At 63.6% G+C, this 18401-nt stretch carries 17 protein-coding genes; 12 read left to right on the plus strand and 5 right to left on the minus strand.

The annotated features are described in order from the left end of the window. The first annotated feature begins 89 nt into the window (after positions 1 to 89). The 3 genes from E2A64_RS02325 to E2A64_RS02335 are packed head-to-tail and all read left to right on the plus strand — an operon-like array spanning position 90 to position 3435. The gene (locus tag E2A64_RS02325; protein ID WP_428977461.1) at positions 90 to 1931 is read left to right on the plus strand and encodes an ABC transporter ATP-binding protein; all 1842 of its coding nucleotides are present in this window, start codon (positions 90 to 92) and stop codon (positions 1929 to 1931) included. After that, the gene (gene dapB / locus E2A64_RS02330; RefSeq protein ID WP_244598118.1) at positions 1928 to 2758 is read left to right on the plus strand and encodes a 4-hydroxy-tetrahydrodipicolinate reductase; all 831 of its coding nucleotides are present in this window, start codon (positions 1928 to 1930) and stop codon (positions 2756 to 2758) included. Before E2A64_RS02325 ends, dapB begins: the two co-directional genes overlap by 4 nt. Before the next feature lie 38 nt (positions 2759 to 2796). Next, positions 2797 to 3435 (plus strand): 2,3-bisphosphoglycerate-dependent phosphoglycerate mutase, encoded by a 639-nt coding sequence (locus E2A64_RS02335; protein WP_133282828.1) that lies wholly within the window; start codon positions 2797 to 2799, stop codon positions 3433 to 3435. A gap of 18 nt (positions 3436 to 3453) precedes the next feature. On the opposite strand, the gene E2A64_RS02340 is transcribed toward E2A64_RS02335, so the two are convergent. Together E2A64_RS02340 and E2A64_RS02345 are read right to left on the minus strand one after the other, a co-directional pair. Next, a complete protein-coding gene (locus E2A64_RS02340) occupies positions 3454 to 4332 on the minus strand; it encodes a methylated-DNA--[protein]-cysteine S-methyltransferase (RefSeq protein WP_133282829.1) in 879 nt (292 codons plus the stop codon). A gap of 78 nt (positions 4333 to 4410) precedes the next feature. After that, the gene (locus tag E2A64_RS02345; protein ID WP_133282830.1) at positions 4411 to 4878 is read right to left on the minus strand and encodes a DUF2244 domain-containing protein; all 468 of its coding nucleotides are present in this window, start codon (positions 4876 to 4878) and stop codon (positions 4411 to 4413) included. Between the two features lie 86 nt (positions 4879 to 4964). Here E2A64_RS02345 and nth point away from each other — a divergent pair, with 86 nt between their 5' ends. Continuing rightward, a complete protein-coding gene (gene nth / locus E2A64_RS02350; RefSeq protein WP_133284216.1) occupies positions 4965 to 5735 on the plus strand; it encodes an endonuclease III in 771 nt (256 codons plus the stop codon). Between the two features lie 6 nt (positions 5736 to 5741). Here the strand turns inward: nth and E2A64_RS02355 are convergent, their stop codons facing one another. Next, on the minus strand, positions 5742 to 6314 hold the full coding sequence (locus E2A64_RS02355) for a TetR/AcrR family transcriptional regulator (protein ID WP_133282831.1): 573 nt from the start codon (positions 6312 to 6314) through the stop codon (positions 5742 to 5744). An 82-nt stretch (positions 6315 to 6396) separates the two neighbouring features. Between E2A64_RS02355 and E2A64_RS02360 the strand changes: the two genes are divergently transcribed. Next, entirely contained in the window at positions 6397 to 6822 is a 426-nt protein-coding gene (locus tag E2A64_RS02360; protein ID WP_133282832.1) for a VOC family protein, read from the plus strand. Between the two features lie 39 nt (positions 6823 to 6861). Here E2A64_RS02360 and E2A64_RS02365 read toward each other — a convergent pair whose 3' ends face one another. After that, the gene (locus E2A64_RS02365) at positions 6862 to 7572 is read right to left on the minus strand and encodes a sulfate transporter family protein (protein WP_133282833.1); all 711 of its coding nucleotides are present in this window, start codon (positions 7570 to 7572) and stop codon (positions 6862 to 6864) included. A 106-nt stretch (positions 7573 to 7678) separates the two neighbouring features. After that, entirely contained in the window at positions 7679 to 8407 is a 729-nt protein-coding gene (gene arsH / locus E2A64_RS02370; RefSeq protein ID WP_133282834.1) for an arsenical resistance protein ArsH, read from the minus strand. Positions 8408 to 8696: 289 nt separating this feature from the next. On the opposite strand from arsH, the gene E2A64_RS02375 reads away from it, so the two are divergent. The 7 genes from E2A64_RS02375 (at position 8697) to E2A64_RS02405 (ending at position 18323) form a co-directional block, all read left to right on the plus strand. After that, on the plus strand, positions 8697 to 9812 hold the full coding sequence (locus E2A64_RS02375; protein ID WP_133282835.1) for a peptidase C39 family protein: 1116 nt from the start codon (positions 8697 to 8699) through the stop codon (positions 9810 to 9812). Then, positions 9805 to 11259, plus strand: a complete 1455-nt coding sequence (locus E2A64_RS02380) for a RimK family ATP-grasp domain-containing protein (protein WP_133282836.1) — start codon at positions 9805 to 9807, stop codon at positions 11257 to 11259. The genes E2A64_RS02375 and E2A64_RS02380 overlap by 8 nt, the downstream gene beginning before the upstream one ends. A 145-nt stretch (positions 11260 to 11404) precedes the next feature. Continuing rightward, positions 11405 to 14263, plus strand: a complete 2859-nt coding sequence (locus tag E2A64_RS02385) for a [protein-PII] uridylyltransferase (protein WP_133282837.1) — start codon at positions 11405 to 11407, stop codon at positions 14261 to 14263. Continuing rightward, positions 14260 to 15834 (plus strand): murein biosynthesis integral membrane protein MurJ, encoded by a 1575-nt coding sequence (gene murJ / locus E2A64_RS02390; protein WP_133282838.1) that lies wholly within the window; start codon positions 14260 to 14262, stop codon positions 15832 to 15834. Before E2A64_RS02385 ends, murJ begins: the two co-directional genes overlap by 4 nt. 117 nt (positions 15835 to 15951) lie before the next feature. Continuing rightward, positions 15952 to 17010 carry a tryptophan--tRNA ligase gene (trpS, locus tag E2A64_RS02395; RefSeq protein ID WP_133282839.1) on the plus strand — a complete coding sequence of 353 codons (1059 nt, stop codon included), beginning with the start codon at positions 15952 to 15954 and terminating at the stop codon, positions 17008 to 17010. Positions 17011 to 17123: 113 nt separating this feature from the next. Then, complete coding sequence (locus tag E2A64_RS02400) at positions 17124 to 17615, plus strand: universal stress protein (RefSeq protein WP_133282840.1); 492 nt, start codon at positions 17124 to 17126, stop codon at positions 17613 to 17615. 144 nt (positions 17616 to 17759) lie between these two features. Next, positions 17760 to 18323: a NifU family protein gene (locus E2A64_RS02405; RefSeq protein WP_133282841.1), complete on the plus strand. Its 564-nt coding sequence runs from the start codon at positions 17760 to 17762 to the stop codon at positions 18321 to 18323. The last annotated feature ends 78 nt before the right edge of the window (positions 18324 to 18401 follow it).

Below are 18401 nucleotides of genomic sequence, written 5' to 3' on the forward strand. Positions count from 1 at the left end.
ATGGCAGCGAAAGGGCTATAGAGCCCCCGCCGGAACTCGCCATGGCCGAAGTCCGGCCCATTTGGACTCCGAACCAGGATCGTTCAGTGATCGATTTTCCCAGACCCAAGACCAAACGCGTCGAACTTGAAACCATGACCGCGATCATCTCGCGGATCATGCGGGAGACGGGGCGTGACTATATCCGCGGTTATGCCTTTGCCATCTTCTGTCTCCTGCTCGTCGCCGGGACCACGGCATTTACCGCCTGGATCATGGAAGACATCATCAACGAAGCCTTCGCCAGCAAGGACCCGAACTCCCTCTGGCTGATCTGCGGATCCATTCTCGCGGCCTTCGTCATCCGCGGCTTCGCCTCTTATGGTCAGGCCGTGACGCTCGCCCAGATCGGCAACAATATCGTTGCGCGATATCAGCAGCGGATGATCGATCACCTCATGGCCCTCAACGTGTCGTGGTTCTCCAACAACCGCTCCACCCATGTCGCGTCGCAGATCTCGCAGAACGTCTCCGGTATTCGCGATGTGATGAACATGACGATCACATCCTTCGCCCGCGACCTGATTACGCTGGTGGGTCTGGTGGTCGTGATGGTCGCCAAGGATCCGCTTCTATCGCTCGTCGCGGTCGTCATGGCGCCGCCGCTGATCCTTTCGCTGCGCTATATCTCGCGCCGCATCCGCTTCGTGACCCGCGAGGCTGTCGTGATCAACAGCCGCGTTCTCGGCGCGATGCAGGAAGCGATCCAGGGCATCACCGTCGTCAAGGCCTTCACCATGGAAGAGCAGATCAGCAGACGCTCGGGCCAGCTGATCCGCATCGCCGAGGAAAAGTCCAACCGGATTGCGCGCCTGAGCGAACGGACCTCGCCGCTGACCGAGACGATTGCCGGTTTCGCGATCTCCGGTGTCGTCGCCTATGCCTCCTACCGGCTGATCTATTCGGGTGAGCTTCCCGGCTCCTTCATCGCCTTCATCACCGCGCTCCTCCTTGCCTACGATCCGGCCCGCCGTCTCGCCCGCCTGCAGGTTTCGCTCGAACGCGCGGTCGTCAACGCGCGCATGATCTACGAGATCCTCGATACCGAACCCAAACAGGCCGACGCGCCGGATGCCGGCGAGCTGTCCGTGACCGCGGGCCGCATCGAATTCGAGAATGTCAGCTTCGCCTATGATGACGGCGAGCGGGTTCTCAACCATGTCAGCTTCCAGGCCGAGCCGGGAAGGATGACGGCCTTCGTCGGGCCCTCCGGTGCCGGAAAATCGACGCTGATCAATCTGCTGCCGCGCTTTTACGACGTCCAGGAGGGGCGTATCCTGATCGATGACACCGACATCATGACGGTGAAAAAGGCCTCGCTTCGCGACAAGCTCTCCTATGTCTCGCAGCAGCCCTATCTCTTCGACGGCACCATCCGCGACAACATCCGTTACGGCCGGCCCGATGCGACCGATGCGGAGGTCGAGGAAGCGGCACGCCGCGCCCAGGCCCACGACTTCATTCTTGCCCAGCCGAAGGGCTACGATACGCCGCTGGGTGAAAACGGAGCGAACCTCTCCGGCGGTCAGCGCCAGCGTGTGTCCATTGCCCGTGCGCTCATCCGCAACGCACCGATCCTGCTCCTCGACGAGGCGACCTCCGCGCTCGACAACGAATCCGAGGCTGCCGTCCAGAAGGCGCTCGAAACCGCAATGGCCGGCCGTACGGTGCTCGTCATCGCCCACCGTCTGTCGACCATCTACAAGGCCGACAAGATCATCGTCATGCAGGACGGGCAGATTGTCGAAAGCGGCACCCACCAGCAGCTCCTGGGCAACGAGGCCGGCATTTACACGCGCCTGCAGAAGCTTGCGGGTGATCAGAAAATGAAGATGATCGGCGGTCGCGGCGCCGAACCGGGCGTGAAGAAGAAAAAGGGAACCGAAGGATGACGCAGACGACATCGAGCATGGGACTGGTGGTGGTCGGCGCGTCCGGCCGCATGGGCCGCTCGCTCATCCGCGCCATTGACGGGATCGAAGGCGTGCATCTCGCTGCCGCCGTCGAACGCACCGGATCGGATGCCATCGGCCGGGATGCGGCTGAACTGGCGGGCCTGCCGTCCTCCGGCGTTCTGGTAACCGACGATGCGCTCGCAGCCTTTGCCCATGCGGAAGGCGTCGTCGATTTCACGGCCCCCGAAGCCTCGCTCGAATTTGCCGATCTCGCCGCCCAGGCCCGTATCGTCCACGTGCTCGGCACCACCGGCATGTCTTCCGATTGCGACGCGCGCATCAAGGCCGCCGCCCGGCACGCCCGCATCGTCAAGTCCGGCAATATGAGCCTCGGCGTCAATCTTCTCTCGGTGCTGGTCAGGCAGGCGGCCCGTGCGCTCGGCCCCGACTGGGATATCGAGGTGCTGGAAATGCACCACAAGCACAAGGTCGACGCGCCGTCGGGGACCGCGCTTCTTCTCGGCCAGGCGGCTGCAGATGGTCGCGGGGTCGATCTCGAAGATGCCTCGGTGCGTGTGCGCGACGGCATTACCGGCGCCCGCGAGGAGGGGTCGATCGGTTTTGCGACGCTTCGCGGCGGTTCGGTGGTCGGTGAGCACTCCGTCCTCTTTGCAGCCGAAGGCGAGATGGTAGAGTTGCGGCACGAGGCGCTCGATCGTTCGATCTTCGCCCGTGGCGCGGTCAAGGCGGCGCTCTGGGCGCGCCATCAGAAGCCCGGCCTTTATTCCATGCACGACGTTCTGGGCCTCACGGCCTCCGTCTGATCTGTCAGTCCCGATTTCAGCCAGTGAAGGAAATCACCATGTCCGGAACCCTCGTCCTCGTCCGCCACGGCCAAAGCGAATGGAACCTGAAGAACCTCTTCACCGGCTGGCGCGACCCGGCGCTCACCGAGAAAGGCATCGAGGAAGCCAGGGCCGGCGGCGTGGCGCTGAAGGAGTACGGGCTGACCGATTTCGACATCGCCTTCACCTCGGATCTCTCCCGCGCCCAGCACACGCTCAAGCTCATCCTCGAGCAGACCGGCCAGACGGATCTCGAAACTATCAGGGACCAGGCGCTCAACGAACGTGACTATGGCGACCTCTCGGGCCTGAACAAGGACGATGCGCGCGAGAAATGGGGCGAGGAGCAGGTCCATATCTGGCGCAGGTCCTACGACACCCCGCCTCCGGGCGGCGAAAGCCTGAAGGACACCGGCGCCCGCGTCTGGCCCTATTACATGATGGAAATCCTGCCGCGTGTGCTCTCCGGCCAGAAGGTGCTCGTTGCCGCCCATGGGAATTCCCTGCGCGCCCTCGTCATGATCCTCGACCGCATGACCAGGGACGAGATCCTCGAGCTCAACCTCGCGACCGGCGTGCCGATGGTCTACAAGCTCAAGGCCGATTCCACCGTGGCGTCCAAGGAAGTTCTGGGCGACATGTCCAAGGCGCACTGAGCCGTCGCGTTTGCCGGGTCAGCCGCCGAGCTGGCCCGCTTCCCAGCCGAGCATCGCGCGCTTGCGGGTGAGTCCCCAGTGATAGCCGGTGAGCGCACCGGATTTCCCCAGCGCCCGATGGCAGGGCACGACGAAGGAAATCGGGTTCCTGCCGACTGCGGCGCCCACCGCGCGTGAGGCGGACGGCTTGCCGATTTCGGTGGCCACGTCGGAATAGGTCCTGGCGGATCCGAGCGGGATCCTGAGAAGCGCTTCCCACACCTTCACCTGAAAATCGGTGCCGATCAGAACGATCCGGAGCGGCCGGTCCGCCGACCAGCTTCCAGGCGCGAACACCTGCGTGGCGAGGCTGGCCGTTCCCGCCTGGTCGTGTTCCAGCTTCGCGCCGGGCCAGCGCTTCGCCATGTCCTCGAGGGCCTCGGCCTCGCCGCCGGGATCGGCGAAACCCAGACCGCAGAGCCCGCGATCGGTGGTCATCACGAGCGCCGTTCCGAAAGGGGAGGAATGAAAGCCGTAGCGGATGACGAGGCCCGAGCCGCCCGACTTGAAGTCGCCGGGGCTCATCGCCTCGTGGGTGACGAACAGATCGTGCAGCCGGCCCGGTCCGGAAAGGCCGAGTTCAAGGCTTGCATCGAGAAGCGGCAGGCCTTCGGTGCCGAGAAGCCGGCGCGCGTGATCGAGCGTGACGGCCTGAAGAAAGGCCTTGGGCGTCAGGCCGGCCCAGCGGGTAAACGTCTTCTGCAGCCGTGCGGGGGACAGGCCGAGATCGGCGGAAATATCCTCCAGCGAGGGCTGCGACCGGTAGTCGAGGGAAATGCGCTCGATCACCTGGCGCACGAGGTCGTAATCGTTGCCGGTCGGCGTGATGTCGCGTTCGAGTATGGCTGGCATGTTCATGGCGAAATCTCCTTGCCAGCCTTGAACCACGCGGATGGATCCGTCGCCACCCGATTTTGGACGTCTCGCCGAACAGTTTCAGCGGCGCGCCGTCGCGAGCGCCCGCTGGAAGGCGGAGGCGAAACTTTCCTTGTCGTCCGGATTGAGGAACGAGCCCACCTCCGTGCCGTCACCGCGGCTCGATACCCGCATGTGGGTGATGCCGATTTCCTCGTGCCTTTCGACGGTGAAGCGTGCCCAGAACGGGTTGCAGCGAAACGCCGACTGCCGTCCCGATGGGGCCACCTTGCGCACTTCGAGATCGGTACGGCTGACGGTGACGAATTCGCGCGCGCGGCCCGACCGGTAGCTCAGCCAGAAGGCGCCATAGAGCAGTGCGAGGTCGAGGCCGAAGAAGCCGACGATCGGCCAGGCGCCGGCGATCGCGAAGAAGCCGAGATGGAAGATCGAGGCCGACGCGGTGAGGACCACGAGAATGACAAGCCCGGTCCTGCCCAGCGAACGGTGCGGGCTCAGCATGGCTTCGAAAACAGGTTCCTCTTTCATCATCGTCTCCCGGGCGGACGGGTTGCGTGATCTCGATGGCGGTTACCGCGTTGCCACTGCGGCGGGCGCAAGGCTATAGGGAAATGATGGATAAGCCCGCAGCAAAAGACAAGCCCTCCCGCCAACCGGCATCGAGATCAGGCGCCAAGGCAGCGCCCCGCAAGCCGGCGCCGCGCATCCCCTATACCAAGGCGGAGATCGAGGAGATATTCCGTCGTTTCTCGATCCAGCGGCCGGAGCCGAAGGGCGAACTCGCCCATGTCAATCCGTTCACGCTGGTGGTGGCCGTGGCACTCTCCGCCCAGGCGACCGACGCGGGCGTCAACAAGGCGACGAGGGAACTCTTCAAGGTCGCCGACACGCCTGAAAAGATGCTGGCGCTCGGCGAGGAAAAGGTTCGCGACCATATCCGCACCATCGGTCTCTATCGCAACAAGGCGAAGAACGTCATCGCGCTCAGCCGGAAGCTCGTCGAGGATTTCGGCGGCGAGGTGCCGAGGACGCGCGAGGAACTGGTGACGCTGCCCGGCGTGGGGCGCAAGACGGCCAATGTCGTCATGTCGATGGCTTTCGGCATCCCCACCCTTGCCGTCGATACCCATATCCTGCGGCTCGGCAATCGGCTCAGGCTGGCGCCCGGCAAGACGCCCGACGAGGTGGAGGAGCGCTTCATGCGCATCATCCCCGACCACTGGCTCTACCACGCCCACCACTGGCTCATCCTGCACGGACGCTACTGCTGCAAGGCGCGCAAGCCCGAATGCGAGAAATGCGTGATCGCCGATCTGTGCAAGTCGAAGGAAAAGACCACCGACATTCCCGCGCCACTGGTCGAACTGCCGGCGCAGGTGATTTGACGTCATTCAAGCGGCGAGGCCGTCGATCAAGGCAAGGATGGCGCGCTCCCAACTGCGCCGGTCGGCACCTCCCGCGATGGCCAAGGCGGCACGGTCGAACGCCGCCGACAGGAGCATGGCAAGTTCATCCGCCTTGCCCCGGTTCGGCGTGCCGTCCAGAAGCTCTTCCAGCCCGGCACGGAGACGTGATTCGGCGGTCCGTTCGTCGAGCTCGCGTATCGCCTCCCAGCCGAGAACGGACGGCCCGTCGAGTAGCATGAGCCGGGTCCTGCCATCGGACGTCATGGCGTCGAAATACCGCCTCGTTCCCTCCAGAAGCGCCTCGCGCGGATTGCCGCCGGAAAAGGGGGTGTCGTCGATTGCTGCGGCAACGGCTGCCGCCTCGTGTTCGACGACAGCCCTGAACAGAGCCTTCTTGTCCTCGAAATGATGGTACATCGCGCCACGCGTGACACCGGCCCTGGCCACAATGTCGGGCGTTGCGGTGTCGGCATAGCCCTTTTCGACGAACAGGCTCCTCGCGGCTTCCACGAGGGTGCGCCGCATGGCTTCCGAACGCGCCTTGTTGGATATGGACATGCTTCCTCTTTACATACATACAGAATGTTTGTTAATATATAGATACAGGCTGAATGTATGATGAACATGGAAAGCAGGAAAGATGAGAGCCACCAGCTATTATCCCGTCATCATGACTGACGACGTCGCGGGCACGGCAGACTTCTACAGAAAGCATTTCCGCTTCGAGGCGGCGTTTTCGAGCGACTGGTACGTGCATCTGCAGTCGAGCGAACAGGAGAATGTAGCGCTCGCTGTTCTCGACGGCACGCATTCGACCATCCCGGCAGAGGCGCGTGGGAAGATATCGGGCCTGCTTCTGAATTTCGAGGTCACCGACGTCGACCGGGTCTACGATGAACTCGTCGCCGCCGGTCTGCCGATTCTCAAGGCGCTTTGCGACGAGGATTTCGGCCAGCGACACTTCATCACGACGGATCCGAACGGCGTCCTGATCGATGTCATCAAACCGATCCCTCCGACAGAGGCCTTCGCCGCCCAGTACGCGGAGAAGGCTCTTCCGACCTAGTCCCGCCATCGAAGGCGGGCTCACGCCGGTCGGCAGGCCTTACGTCGCCGCCAGCCGCCGCCGCTCGGTCATCTTGAACAGATGAACCATCATCGAGGCTGCGAACATCGGTGTCAGCAGGTTGAGGATCGGCACCGAGAGGAATGCCGCGATGATAAGGCCGGCGAGGAACACGCTGCCGCCATTGCGTGAGCGCAGGCGGCGGGCTTCCTGCGGCGAATGAAAGCGCATGGCGGCGAACTCGAAATATTCCCGGCCGAGCAGATAGCCGTTCACCAGGAAGAATGCGGCGATGTTGATGCCGGGGATCAGGAGCAGGAACAGTGCGAAGACGTTGCCGGCGATCACCACCAGCATGAATTGCGCCGACTGGGTGATCGCAGCACCCATAGGCATGGCGCGACCGGGCGGATCGGCGGGATAGTCCTCCCGCTCGATCACCTCGGCGATGTCGTCGAGAAACAGGCCGGCCACGATGGCCGTGATCGGGGCGATCAGGATGCCGAGCCCCAGCGCCAGCCCCAGCCCCGCGACGATGCCGGCCACGAAGCCGAGCCATCCGGCCCAGTCGGGCAATCCGGGGACCAGCTGTGCGAGCCAGGGCATGGCGTAGTGCTCGAAGGTACCGCTCAGACCGAACCACAAGCCGATCAGGATCAGGACGGTGATGCCGAGCGACTTGAACAGCGCCGAACGCGAGGCGGGTGACAAGAGATTGGCGGCACCCCTGCGGGCAGCTTCAAAGATCATGGCTCGGTTTCGCATCCCTGTTTCGATGCTGCTGATGTGGGCGTATCGTCCGTCGAGTTCAACATTCAAGCGGCTGGTGTGCGTCGCGCGCCGGGTGCCGCTTTGCTCAGATGGAGCGCTGGTTGACCCTCTTCGAGAGTTCCTCCGCACTCTCGACACGTTCCGAATAGCGATCGACCAGGCAGGCCGACCGGCCGCGCACCATACAGGTGAATTTCACCAGTTCCTCGACCACGTCGACGATACGGTTGTAATAGGCCGACGGCTTCATCCGGTCGTTATCGTCGAACTCGGTGAAGGCCTTGGCGACGGAAGACTGGTTGGGAATGGTCACCATGCGCATCCAGCGGCCCAGGATGCGCAGCTGGTTGACCGCGTTGAAGCTCTGCGAGCCGCCGCTCACCTGCATGACGGCGAGCGTCTTGCCCTGGGTAGGCCGTACCGCGCCGACGGAGAGCGGAATCCAGTCGATTTGCGCCTTCATGATCCCGGTCATCGCGCCGTGGCGCTCCGGCGAGACCCAGACCATCCCTTCCGACCACATGGCGAGCTCTCGCAGCTCCTGCACCTTCGGATGGCTCGTATCCTCGGCGTCCGGCAGCGGCAGTCCGGAGGGGTCGAAGACCCGCGTTTCGCAGCCGTGCCATTTGAGCAACCGTTCGGCCTCCAGCGCCACCAGGCGAGAGAAGGACCGTTTTCGCAGCGACCCGTAGAGAAGCAGGATACGCGGCGGGTGGCCGGGGTCGTCGGGGCTCTTGAACAGCGTCGGATCGATGGGGGAGAGATGGTCGGGATCGATATTGGGCAGGTCGATATCGGCAGGCGATATGGGCATTTCGAGGGGGCTCTTTTCTCTGTGTCCGCTTTATCCGAGGGATTTGCCTGCAACCGAGGTCGGGCGGCTGGGGGCCGGCAAGATCTCATTGCGAGGAAACATCTGTGAAATCTTGGCGGGGAACGCAAGGGTGAAAGCGGCAGCGATTTCGGCTTGCGCCGAAATAGTGAGATCGCTCGACGGTTAAAACGCAAATCTGTTGCGCCTCAACACAATTCCGCCGTGTTTTGATCTCCATCTGCGTGGCTCACGCGGGCGCTGGGTCCGCGCTTTCGTCTTCGGAACCTGGATGTCCGCGCAGCGGATTCGACCCGCCACACTCTCCGACATTGATGAACTCGACGCGCTGGAACAGGCGGTGTTTGCGACCGACCGGATTTCACGGCGGTCCTTCCGTTCGCTGATCGCGCGCGAGACGGCCGAGACGCTGGTGGCCGAGCGCGACGGTCGCATCGCCGGTTACGGCATGATCCTGTTTCGTGCGGGCACCGGCATGGCGCGGCTCTATTCACTTGCCGTCCATCCGGATCATGCAGGACAGGGCATCGGCCGCCAATTGCTGGAAGCCGCCGAAGACGCCGCCTACGAACACGACCGGCTGTTCCTCCGGCTGGAGGTGCGGGAAGACAATTCAGGCGCCATCGCCTTGTACCGGAAGATGGGTTATCGCGCGATCGGTCGCGTTGCCGACTACTACCAGGACGGCATGGCGGCGCTGCGTTTCGAAAAGGTGCTCCGCGATGCCGCCCGGCCGGTGATCGCGCAGACGCCCTATTACGAGCAGACCACCGACTTCACCTGCGGTGCGGCCTGCCTTGCGATGGCCTTTGCCCGCTTCGTCTCCCCGGATTATCTCGATCCGGTCTGGGAAGTGCGTTTCTGGCGCGAGGCGACGACCGTCTTCATGCTGGCCGGCCCGGGCGGCTGCGAACCCTACGGGCTGGCGACCGTCGCCACCGATCACGGGCTTGCCGCCGAAATCTGGTGTTCGTCGGAAAGCTATCTGTTTCTCGATACGGTCCGCGATCCGGAAAAGCGCCGGGTGATGGAACTGGCGCAGACCGACTTCCGCGCCCGCGCGCTTGCTGCCGGCGTTGCCGTCCGCCACCGCGCCTTTGCGCTCGACGAACTGCGCGACAATCTCGCTCAGGGCCGCGTCGCCATCGTGCTTGTCAGCGGCTATCTGATGATGGGCTCGAAAGTGCCGCACTGGGTGCTGGCCCATGCCGATGACGGCCGCCACATCATCGTTCACGATCCGTGGGTGGAAGAGGAACGCGGCGAAACCGCCGGCGATGCCGCCAACATTCCCGTGCCCTATGCCATTTTCGACCGCATCGCCCGTTATGGCCGCTCAGGCCTGAGGGCAGCGGTCATCCTCGAAGGGAAAACCGCCCATGTCTGACTGGGTCATCCTCGCCTCCACCGTCAGCGGCTTCGATCATGCCGCCACCCGGCACAAGGTGCTCGGCACGCGCGACTATCTGGCCAAGCCGGAGATGTTCCGCGGCGCGCGTCCCAACATCATCAACCTGTCGCGCTCCTACGCCTATCAGAGCCGCGGCTATTATGCCTCGCTTCTGGCGGCGGCCCGCGGCCAGCGGGTGATCCCGTCGGTCGAGACGATCATCGATCTCTCGCGGCGCGAACTCTACGACAACGCAATTCCCGAACTCGAGGATTCGCTCAACAAGGGGCTCGGGGAGAAGGCATCCCATGCGCCCGCGCGCCTCCGGATCCATTTCGGGTCCTGCGAGGACCAGAAGCTCGACAAGTTCGCCCGGCTGCTCTTCGACTGGTTCCGTGCCCCGGTGCTCGAAGTCACCCTCAAACCCGGCAAGTGGTGCCAGATCACGAAGATCGCGCTGCTGCCCGAATCCAAGCTCGAAAAGGAGGAGCGCGCTCACTTCTTCGCCGCCATGGAGCGCTATACGGCGCGTCAGTGGAAGGATGCACGCTCGCGCACACCGGCCCGCTACACGTTCGCGACGCTGGTCGACGCCAACGAGGAGTTGCCGCCCTCCTCGATCGCAAGCCTCAAGCACTGGGCGCGCATTGCCGGGCGCATGGGTGTCGCGGTCGAGCCGATCGGCAGGAAGGATCTGTCGCGGCTCGCCAATTTCGATGCTCTGTTCATCCGCGAGACCACCTCGATCTCCAACCACACCTATCGCTTTGCACGCCGCGCCCAGCAGGAAGGCATGCCGGTCATCGACGATCCTGTCTCGATGATCCGCTGCACCAACAAGGTCTATCTCGACGAGATGATGCGGGCCAACGGCGTGGCCGTTCCCGACACGGTGATGATCATCGGGGCGGAGGACATCCCGCGGGCCGCCGATTTTCTGGGCTTTCCGATGGTGGTGAAAGTGCCGGATTCCTCGTTCTCGCGCGGTGTCAGCAAGGTCGGCTCGCTGGAGGAACTGAAGAAGCTCGTCGCCGCCTGGCTCGAGGATTCCGACGTGCTGATCGCGCAGAAATTCATGCCGACCAAGTTCGACTGGCGCATCGGCGTGCTGGGCGGCAAGCCCCTGTTCGCCGTGCAATACATGATGGCCAAGAAGCACTGGCAGATCGTCAGGCACGATCCCGGCGGTCGACCCGTCGAGGGCGGTTTCAAGTCGTTCTCGCTCGCCGATACGCCTCCCGCGGTGCTCGATGCCGGACTTCGTGCCGCGCGCTGCATCGGCGACGGGCTCTATGGCGTCGACCTCAAGGAAACCGATGACGGTGTCTTCGTCATCGAGGTCAACGACAATCCGAACCTCGATCATGGCGTCGAGGATGCAGCGGAGAAGGATGAAGTCTGGACCCGGCTGACCAACTGGTTCGTCGAGCGGATCGTCTCCTAGGGCCATGCACGGACCCCGCAACTGGCTCCCGGGCCTTTTGCCGGGGCGGCAAACAGGCTATAGGCAGGCGCAAACGGCGGTGGGGAACGCTGCCGAATCGAGGCCTGCTCACGCCGGCCGTCCCGACAAGACAGCGGACCATTGCATGACAGACCAAAACGACGATGAGCTGAAATTTGGCGACGTCGTCAAGGCCGGGGACCTGAAGCAGGCGCTCGATGCGATCGCCGCCGAACATGGCGGCGCCAGCCTCGAGGCGCGAAACAAGGTTCTTGCGCGGATCAAGGAAACCAATGCCGAAGGCCGCGAGCGCGCCCGCCTCATGCTCGAGGATGATGGAGGCGGAACGCTGTGCGCCCGCCGCATCTGCCATCTCGAGGACGTGCTGATCTCGGCGATCTTCGACTATGCGTCCCGCCACGTCTATCCGGTCGAAAACCCCTCGACCTCCGAACGCCTGGCCGTTTCAGCGGTCGGCGGCTACGGTCGCGGCACGCTGGCGCCGGGCTCGGACATCGATCTTCTGTTCGTCCTGCCTTACCGCTCCACGCCCTGGACGGAGCAGGTCGCCGAATGGATCCTCTATCTGTTGTGGGATCTCGGCCAGAAGGTCGGCCACGCCACCCGCAATATTGACGAATGCGTGCGCCTGTCGCGCTCGGACATGACGATCAGGACCGCGATCCTCGAGGCCCGCTATTTGTGCGGCGACAGGGCGCTCTATGGCGAACTGGAAACCCGCTTCCGCACGGAAGTGGTCGAGGGCACCGGGCCGGAATTCATTTCCGCCAAGCTTGCCGAGCGCGATGAACGCCACCGCAAGATCGGCGACACGCGTTATCTGGTCGAGCCGAACGTGAAGGAAGGCAAGGGCGGGCTGCGCGACATCAACACGCTGTTCTGGATCGCGCGCTATTATTACCGGATCGGTTCCACCGAGGATCTCGTCAAGCTGGGCGTGCTGTCGCGAAGGGAATATGATCTCTTCGCCAAGGCGGAGGATTTCCTCTGGGCGGTGCGCTGCCATCTTCACTTCCTCACCGGCAAGAGCGAGGAGCGGCTCTCCTTCGACGTCCAGCGCGAGATTGCCGCCGCCCTCGACTACCAGGACCACCCCGGCCTTTCGGCGGTCGAACGCTTCATGAAGCACTACTTCCTCGTGGCCAAGGACGTGGGTGACCTTACCCGCATCTTCTGCGCCGAGCTGGAAGACGAGCAGGCCAAGACCGCCCCGGGGCTGATCAACGGCGTCATCGGCCGCTTTGCGGGCAAGCCCAAGCGCATACCCGGCACGCTCGACTTCCTCGACGACCGCGGCCGTATCCGGCTTGCCGAGAAGGACGCCTTCAAGAAAGATCCGGTCAACCTGATCAGGCTGTTCCATCTGGCCGATCTGCGCGCGCTCGACATCCATCCCGAAACGCTCAAGCAGGTCACCCGCTCGCTGCGGCTGATCAACCCGGCGCTCAGGGAGAACGAGGAAGCCAACCGCCTCTTCATGTCGATCCTGACCTCGCCGCGCGATCCGGCCGACATCCTGCGGCGGATGAACGAGGCCGGCGTGCTGGGCAAGTTCATTCCCGAATTCGGCAAGATCGTATCGATGATGCAGTTCAACATGTATCATCACTTCACGGTCGATGAGCACCTTATCCGCTCGGTGGCTTCCCTCGCCTCGATCGAGAAGGGACAGGAATCCGGCCAGGTTCCGCTATCCACGAAACTGATGCCGGGGATCGAGCACCGCGACGTGCTCTATGTCGCCGTTTTCATTCACGACATCGCCAAGGGACGGCCCGAGGATCACTCGACCGCCGGCGCGAAGGTCGCGCGCAAGCTCTGCCCGCGGCTCGGCATGTCGCCGCACCAGACCGAGCTCGTCGCCTGGCTGATCGAGGAACATCTCACCATGTCGATGGTCGCCCAGACGCGCGATCTCAACGACCGCAAGACCATCGTCGATTTTGCCGACAGGGTGCAGTCGCTCGACCGGCTGAAGCTGCTTCTGGTTCTCACCGTCTGTGACATCCGCGCGGTCGGCCCGGGGGTCTGGAACGGCTGGAAGGGCCAGCTTCTCCGCACGCTCTATTACGAGACGGAACTGCTGATTTCCGGCGGGTTCTCCGAAGCCTCCCGCAAGGAGCGCGCCAAGGCCATCCGTGCCTCTCTTATCGACGTCCTGGCCGAGCGCGGCTGGAGCGAGAAGGAGCGCAAGGCCTATATCCGCCTGCCCTATGAGAACTATCTTCTCTCGGTCTCGCACGAAGACCAGATCCGTCATGCCGAGTTCATTCGCCAAGCCGATCAGGCCGGCCATGCGCTGGCGACAATGGTGCGCACCCATGCGTTTCACGCGATCACCGAGATCACGCTTCTGGCACCCGACCACCCGCGACTTCTCTCTATCGTCACGGGCGCTTGTGCCGCCGCCGGCGCGAACATCGCCGATGCCGAAATCTACACCACCCGCGACGGCCGCGCGCTCGACACGATTCTGATCAACCGCGCCTTCGATACCGACGAGGACGAGTTGCGCCGCGCCAAATCGGTCAGCCGCATGATCGAACAGGTGCTTGCCGGCGAAACCTCCATGCCGGAAGAAATCGCCCGCAAGCGCACCTACCGCCGCAAGGCGAAGGCGTTCCGGGTCAAGCCGCAGGTCACGATCTCGAACACGCTGTCGAACAAGCTCACCGTCATCGAGGTGGAATGCCTCGACCGGCCGGGCCTGTTGTCCGACATCACCTCGGTGCTCTCCGATCTCTCGCTTGACATTTCCTCGGCCCACATCACCACTTTCGGCGAGAAGGTGGTGGACTCCTTCTACGTGAAGGACCTCGTGGGGATGAAGGTGACCAACGAAACGCGCCAGGCCAATATCATTGCGCGGCTGACGGCGGTTCTCGCCGATGAGCAGGACGAGGTGCGCGACCGCATGCCGTCCGGCGTGATCGCGCCTGTCGGGACCACGGTCCGCCGGTCCAGCCGGAGACGATCCGCTTGAGCCTCGTCTCCAAGTTCCTCTCCGTCGGCTCGGCAACGATGGCGAGCCGCATCCTCGGATTTGCCCGCGAGGCCCTGATGGCGGCCGCACTCGGCGCCGGTCCGGTGGCCGACGCCTTCTATGCCGCCTTCCGCTTCCCCAACCTGTTCCGCCGGCTGTTTGCCGAAGGCGCGTTCAATGCCGCCTTCGTGCCGCTCTTTGCCAAGGAGATCGAGGGCGGCGGGGTGGACGGCGCCAAGCGCTTCTCCGAGGAAGTCTTCGGTGTTCTCTTCTCGGTGCTGTTGATCCTGACCATCGTCATGGAACTTTCCATGCCCTTCCTGGTCAAGACGGTGATCGCGCCCGGCTTTGCCGATGATGCCGACAAGTTCGATCTGACGGTTCGGCTGGCGATCATCATGTTCCCCTATCTCATGTGCATGTCGCTGGCCGCGATGATGAGCGGCATCCTGAATTCGCTGCACAAATATTTTGCCGCGGCCTTCGCGCCCGTCTTCTTCAACGTCATCCTCATCGCCGTTCTGGTCTATGCGCTTTATTCCGGCATCGAACCGGAAACCGTCGTCACCCACATGGCCTGGGGCGTGATCGCCGCCGGTATCCTGCAATTGGGCATCGTCGCCTTCGCCGTGCGCAAGGCGGGCATGAAGATCGGATTCCGCCGTCCCGCGCTGACCCCCAACGTCAAGCGGCTCCTCTGGCTGGCAGCGCCTGCGGCCGTCACCGGCGGCATCACCCAGATCAATCTGGTCATCGGCCAGATCATTGCTTCCGGGAAGGACGGCGCGATTTCGGTTCTGCAATATGCCGACCGCATCTACCAGCTGCCCCTCGGCGTCGTCGGCATTGCCGTCGGTGTCGTTCTGTTGCCCGAACTCGCGCGCGCGCTGAAGGCCGGCCACATGGTGGAAGCCGCCACCCTGCAGAACCGCTCCGTCGAATTCGCGCTGTTCCTGACCCTGCCCGCGACCGCGGCCCTGCTGACCATCGGCGATCCGATCGTCCGCCTTCTCTATGAACGCGGCGCCTTCGGTCCCGAGACAACGGCGACGGTCGGAGGGGTGCTGTCGATCTTCGGCATCGGCCTGCCGGCCTTCGTGCTCATCAAGGCGTTCACGCCGGGTTTCTTCGCCCGCGAGGATACCCGCACGCCGATGATCTTCGCCGGCATCTCGGTCGCGCTCAACGTGACGCTCGCCATCACGCTGTTTCCGATCATCGCCGAACGCGGCATCGCCACGGCGGAAATCTGCGCGGGCTGGACCAATGCGACCCTGCTCTTCGTCACGCTCGTACGACGCGGCCACTGGAAGATCGAACGCCTGGCCGTGATGCGCATCGTCAAGCTCGTCATCGCCACCGCGATGCTGGCAGCCTTCTTCCATTTCGGTGTCGATCACATCGCGCCGTGGGTGGAGCCGTCATCGGCGCTCTGGCAGCAGCTGGTGGCGCTTCTGGGCTTTCTCGGAGCGGGCTTCCTGCTCTACGTCGCGCTCGCCTTTGCCATCGGCGGTGCCGATGCGGGGGCGCTCAAGCGCGGCATCCGCCGCCGGCCGAAGAACCCGGCCTGATCGCACGCATGACGCCGCACGGCGGGTGGGCCTTGACGGTTCATCCGCCCGGCCTCATACACGCAGCCGTTTTACAAAGAGGGCGCGGGCCCTCCACAAGTCCGCCAGGAGTTTCGCATGACCTTCAAGCCGCTCGTATTTTCCGGCGTTCAGCCGACCGGCAACCTTCACCTCGGCAACTATCTCGGCGCCATCCGCCGTTTCGTCGCCCTGCAGGAGGAGATGGACTGCATCTATTGCGTTGTCGACCTGCATTCGCTGACCGCCCAGCTGGTCCACAGGGACCTGAAGGAACAGACCCGTTCGATCGCTGCCGCCTATCTCGCCGCCGGCATCGACGCCGACAAGCATATCGTGTTCAACCAGTCGGCCGTCCCGGGCCATGCCGAACTCGCCTGGATCTTCAACTGCGTCGCGCGCATCGGCTGGATGAACCGCATGACCCAGTTCAAGGACAAGGCCGGCAAGGACCGCGAGAATGCCTCGCTCGGCCTGCTCGCCTATCCGAGCCTGATGGCCGCCGATATTCTTCTTTATCGCGCCACGCATGTGCCGGTCGGCGACGACCAGAAGCAGCATCTCGAATTGACGCGCGACATCGCGATGAAGTTCAATCTCGACTTCGGGGACAATATCCGTGCAGCGGGGACCGGCACCGACATCACCGTCGGCGACCAGCCGGTCCATGCCTATTTCCCGATGACCGAGCCGATGATCAGCGGCGCGACCACCCGCGTGATGAGCCTGCGCGACGGTACCAAGAAGATGTCCAAATCCGATCCCTCGGATCTGTCGCGCATCAATCTCACCGACGATGCCGACGACATCAGCCGCAAGATCAAGAAGGCCAAGACCGACCCCGAGGCGCTGCCGTCCGAGCTCGACGGTCTGGAAGGCCGCCCCGAGGCCAGCAATCTCGTGGGCATCTACGCTGCTCTCTCCGACCGCACCAAGGAGGACGTGCTCGCCGAGTATGGCGGCCAGCAGTTCTCGGCCTTCAAGCCGGCGCTCACCGAACTCGCTGTCACGGTTCTCGCCCCGATCAATGCCGAGATGCGCAAGCTCGAAGCCGATCCCGGCCATATCGACGCGGTGCTCAAAAAGGGCAGCGAGCGCGCCGGCGAAATCGCCGCGAGGACCATGTCCGACGTCAAGGACATCATCGGGCTGCTGTAATCGGCATCACCCCATCGCTCCTCCCCAGCAAGGGAGGGGCATTTCTTTTAACCCCGTCACTTTCCGCATGTCCCATCTTGCGAGGCGGTGGCGGCACGGGCATAGTCCGGCGCATGGTTTCAAGACGACTTTCGAGAGAGGCCGGACACCGGCGCAAATTCCTGGCGGTGGTGGACGACACCCCCGAATGCGAGCGCGCGATGCGCTATGCGGCGCTGCGCGCCAAGAATTCGGGCGGCGGGCTGGTCCTCTGCTATGTGATCTCGCCGACCGACTTCCAGCACTGGCTGGGTGTCGAGGAGATCATGCGGGCCGAGGCCATGGAGGAAGCCGAATCGACGCTCGCCAAGGCGGCTGAGAATCTCCGCCAGGCCATCGGGATCGATTCCGAGACCCGCATTCGCCAGGGCCGGGCCGACGAGGAAATTCACTCCGTCATCGAGGAAGACCGCGATATCGCCATCCTCGTGCTGGCGGCCGGTTCCGCCAAGGAAGGGCCGGGGCCCCTGGTGTCCTCGATTGCAGGTCGTGGAGCGGCCTTCCCGATTCCCGTGACGGTGGTTCCCGATACGCTGACGGACGAGGAAATCGACGCGCTGAGCTGATTGTTCTCGCATTCCGTGCTTGATCCGGGCTGCATCCGGGCCTATTTTGGAAGTATTCTAAACTACGAAATTCACCGGTCGCTGATGTCCGGTGCGGGAACCCGGGACCTTGACCCCCGGTGAAGCCCCCGAGGAGAAAGTCCGATGTTCATCCAGACCGAAGCGACACCGAACCCGGCAACACTGAAATTCCTGCCCGGCAAGGTCGTCATGCAGGACGGCACCGCCGAATTCCGTTCCGAGGACGAAGCCGCCAGCGCATCTCCGCTGGCCGCCAAGCTCTTCTCCATTCCCGGCGTCACCGGGGTCTTCTACGGCTATGACTTCATCACCGTGACCAAGGACGGCCCGGACTGGCAGCACCTCAAGCCCGCCATTCTCGGGGCCATCATGGAGCATTTCATGTCCGGCGCGCCGGTGATGAATGCCGGTGGAAACGAAGCGGGCATGACCGACGAGGAATTCTTCGACGAGGCTGACGGCACCGTGGTCGCCACCATCAAGGAACTGCTCGAGACCCGCGTGCGCCCGGCCGTGGCCCAGGACGGTGGCGATATCACCTTCCGCGGTTTCAAGGACGGCAAGGTCTATCTCTACATGAAGGGCGCTTGCGCCGGCTGCCCGTCCTCGACGGCCACCCTCAAGCACGGCATCCAGAACCTGCTGCGCCATTTCGTGCCTGAAGTGCGCGAAGTCGAAGCCGTCTGAAGCCGCATCGGCGCGGGCCTTCGAGCTTCATCCGCCCGGGATTATTTTCTCCGGGCGGCTTTCGTGCTTGGATAGGGT

It is taken from the genome of Pseudohoeflea suaedae, assembly GCF_004354915.1.
Classification (GTDB): Bacteria; Pseudomonadota; Alphaproteobacteria; order Rhizobiales; family Rhizobiaceae; genus Pseudohoeflea; species Pseudohoeflea suaedae.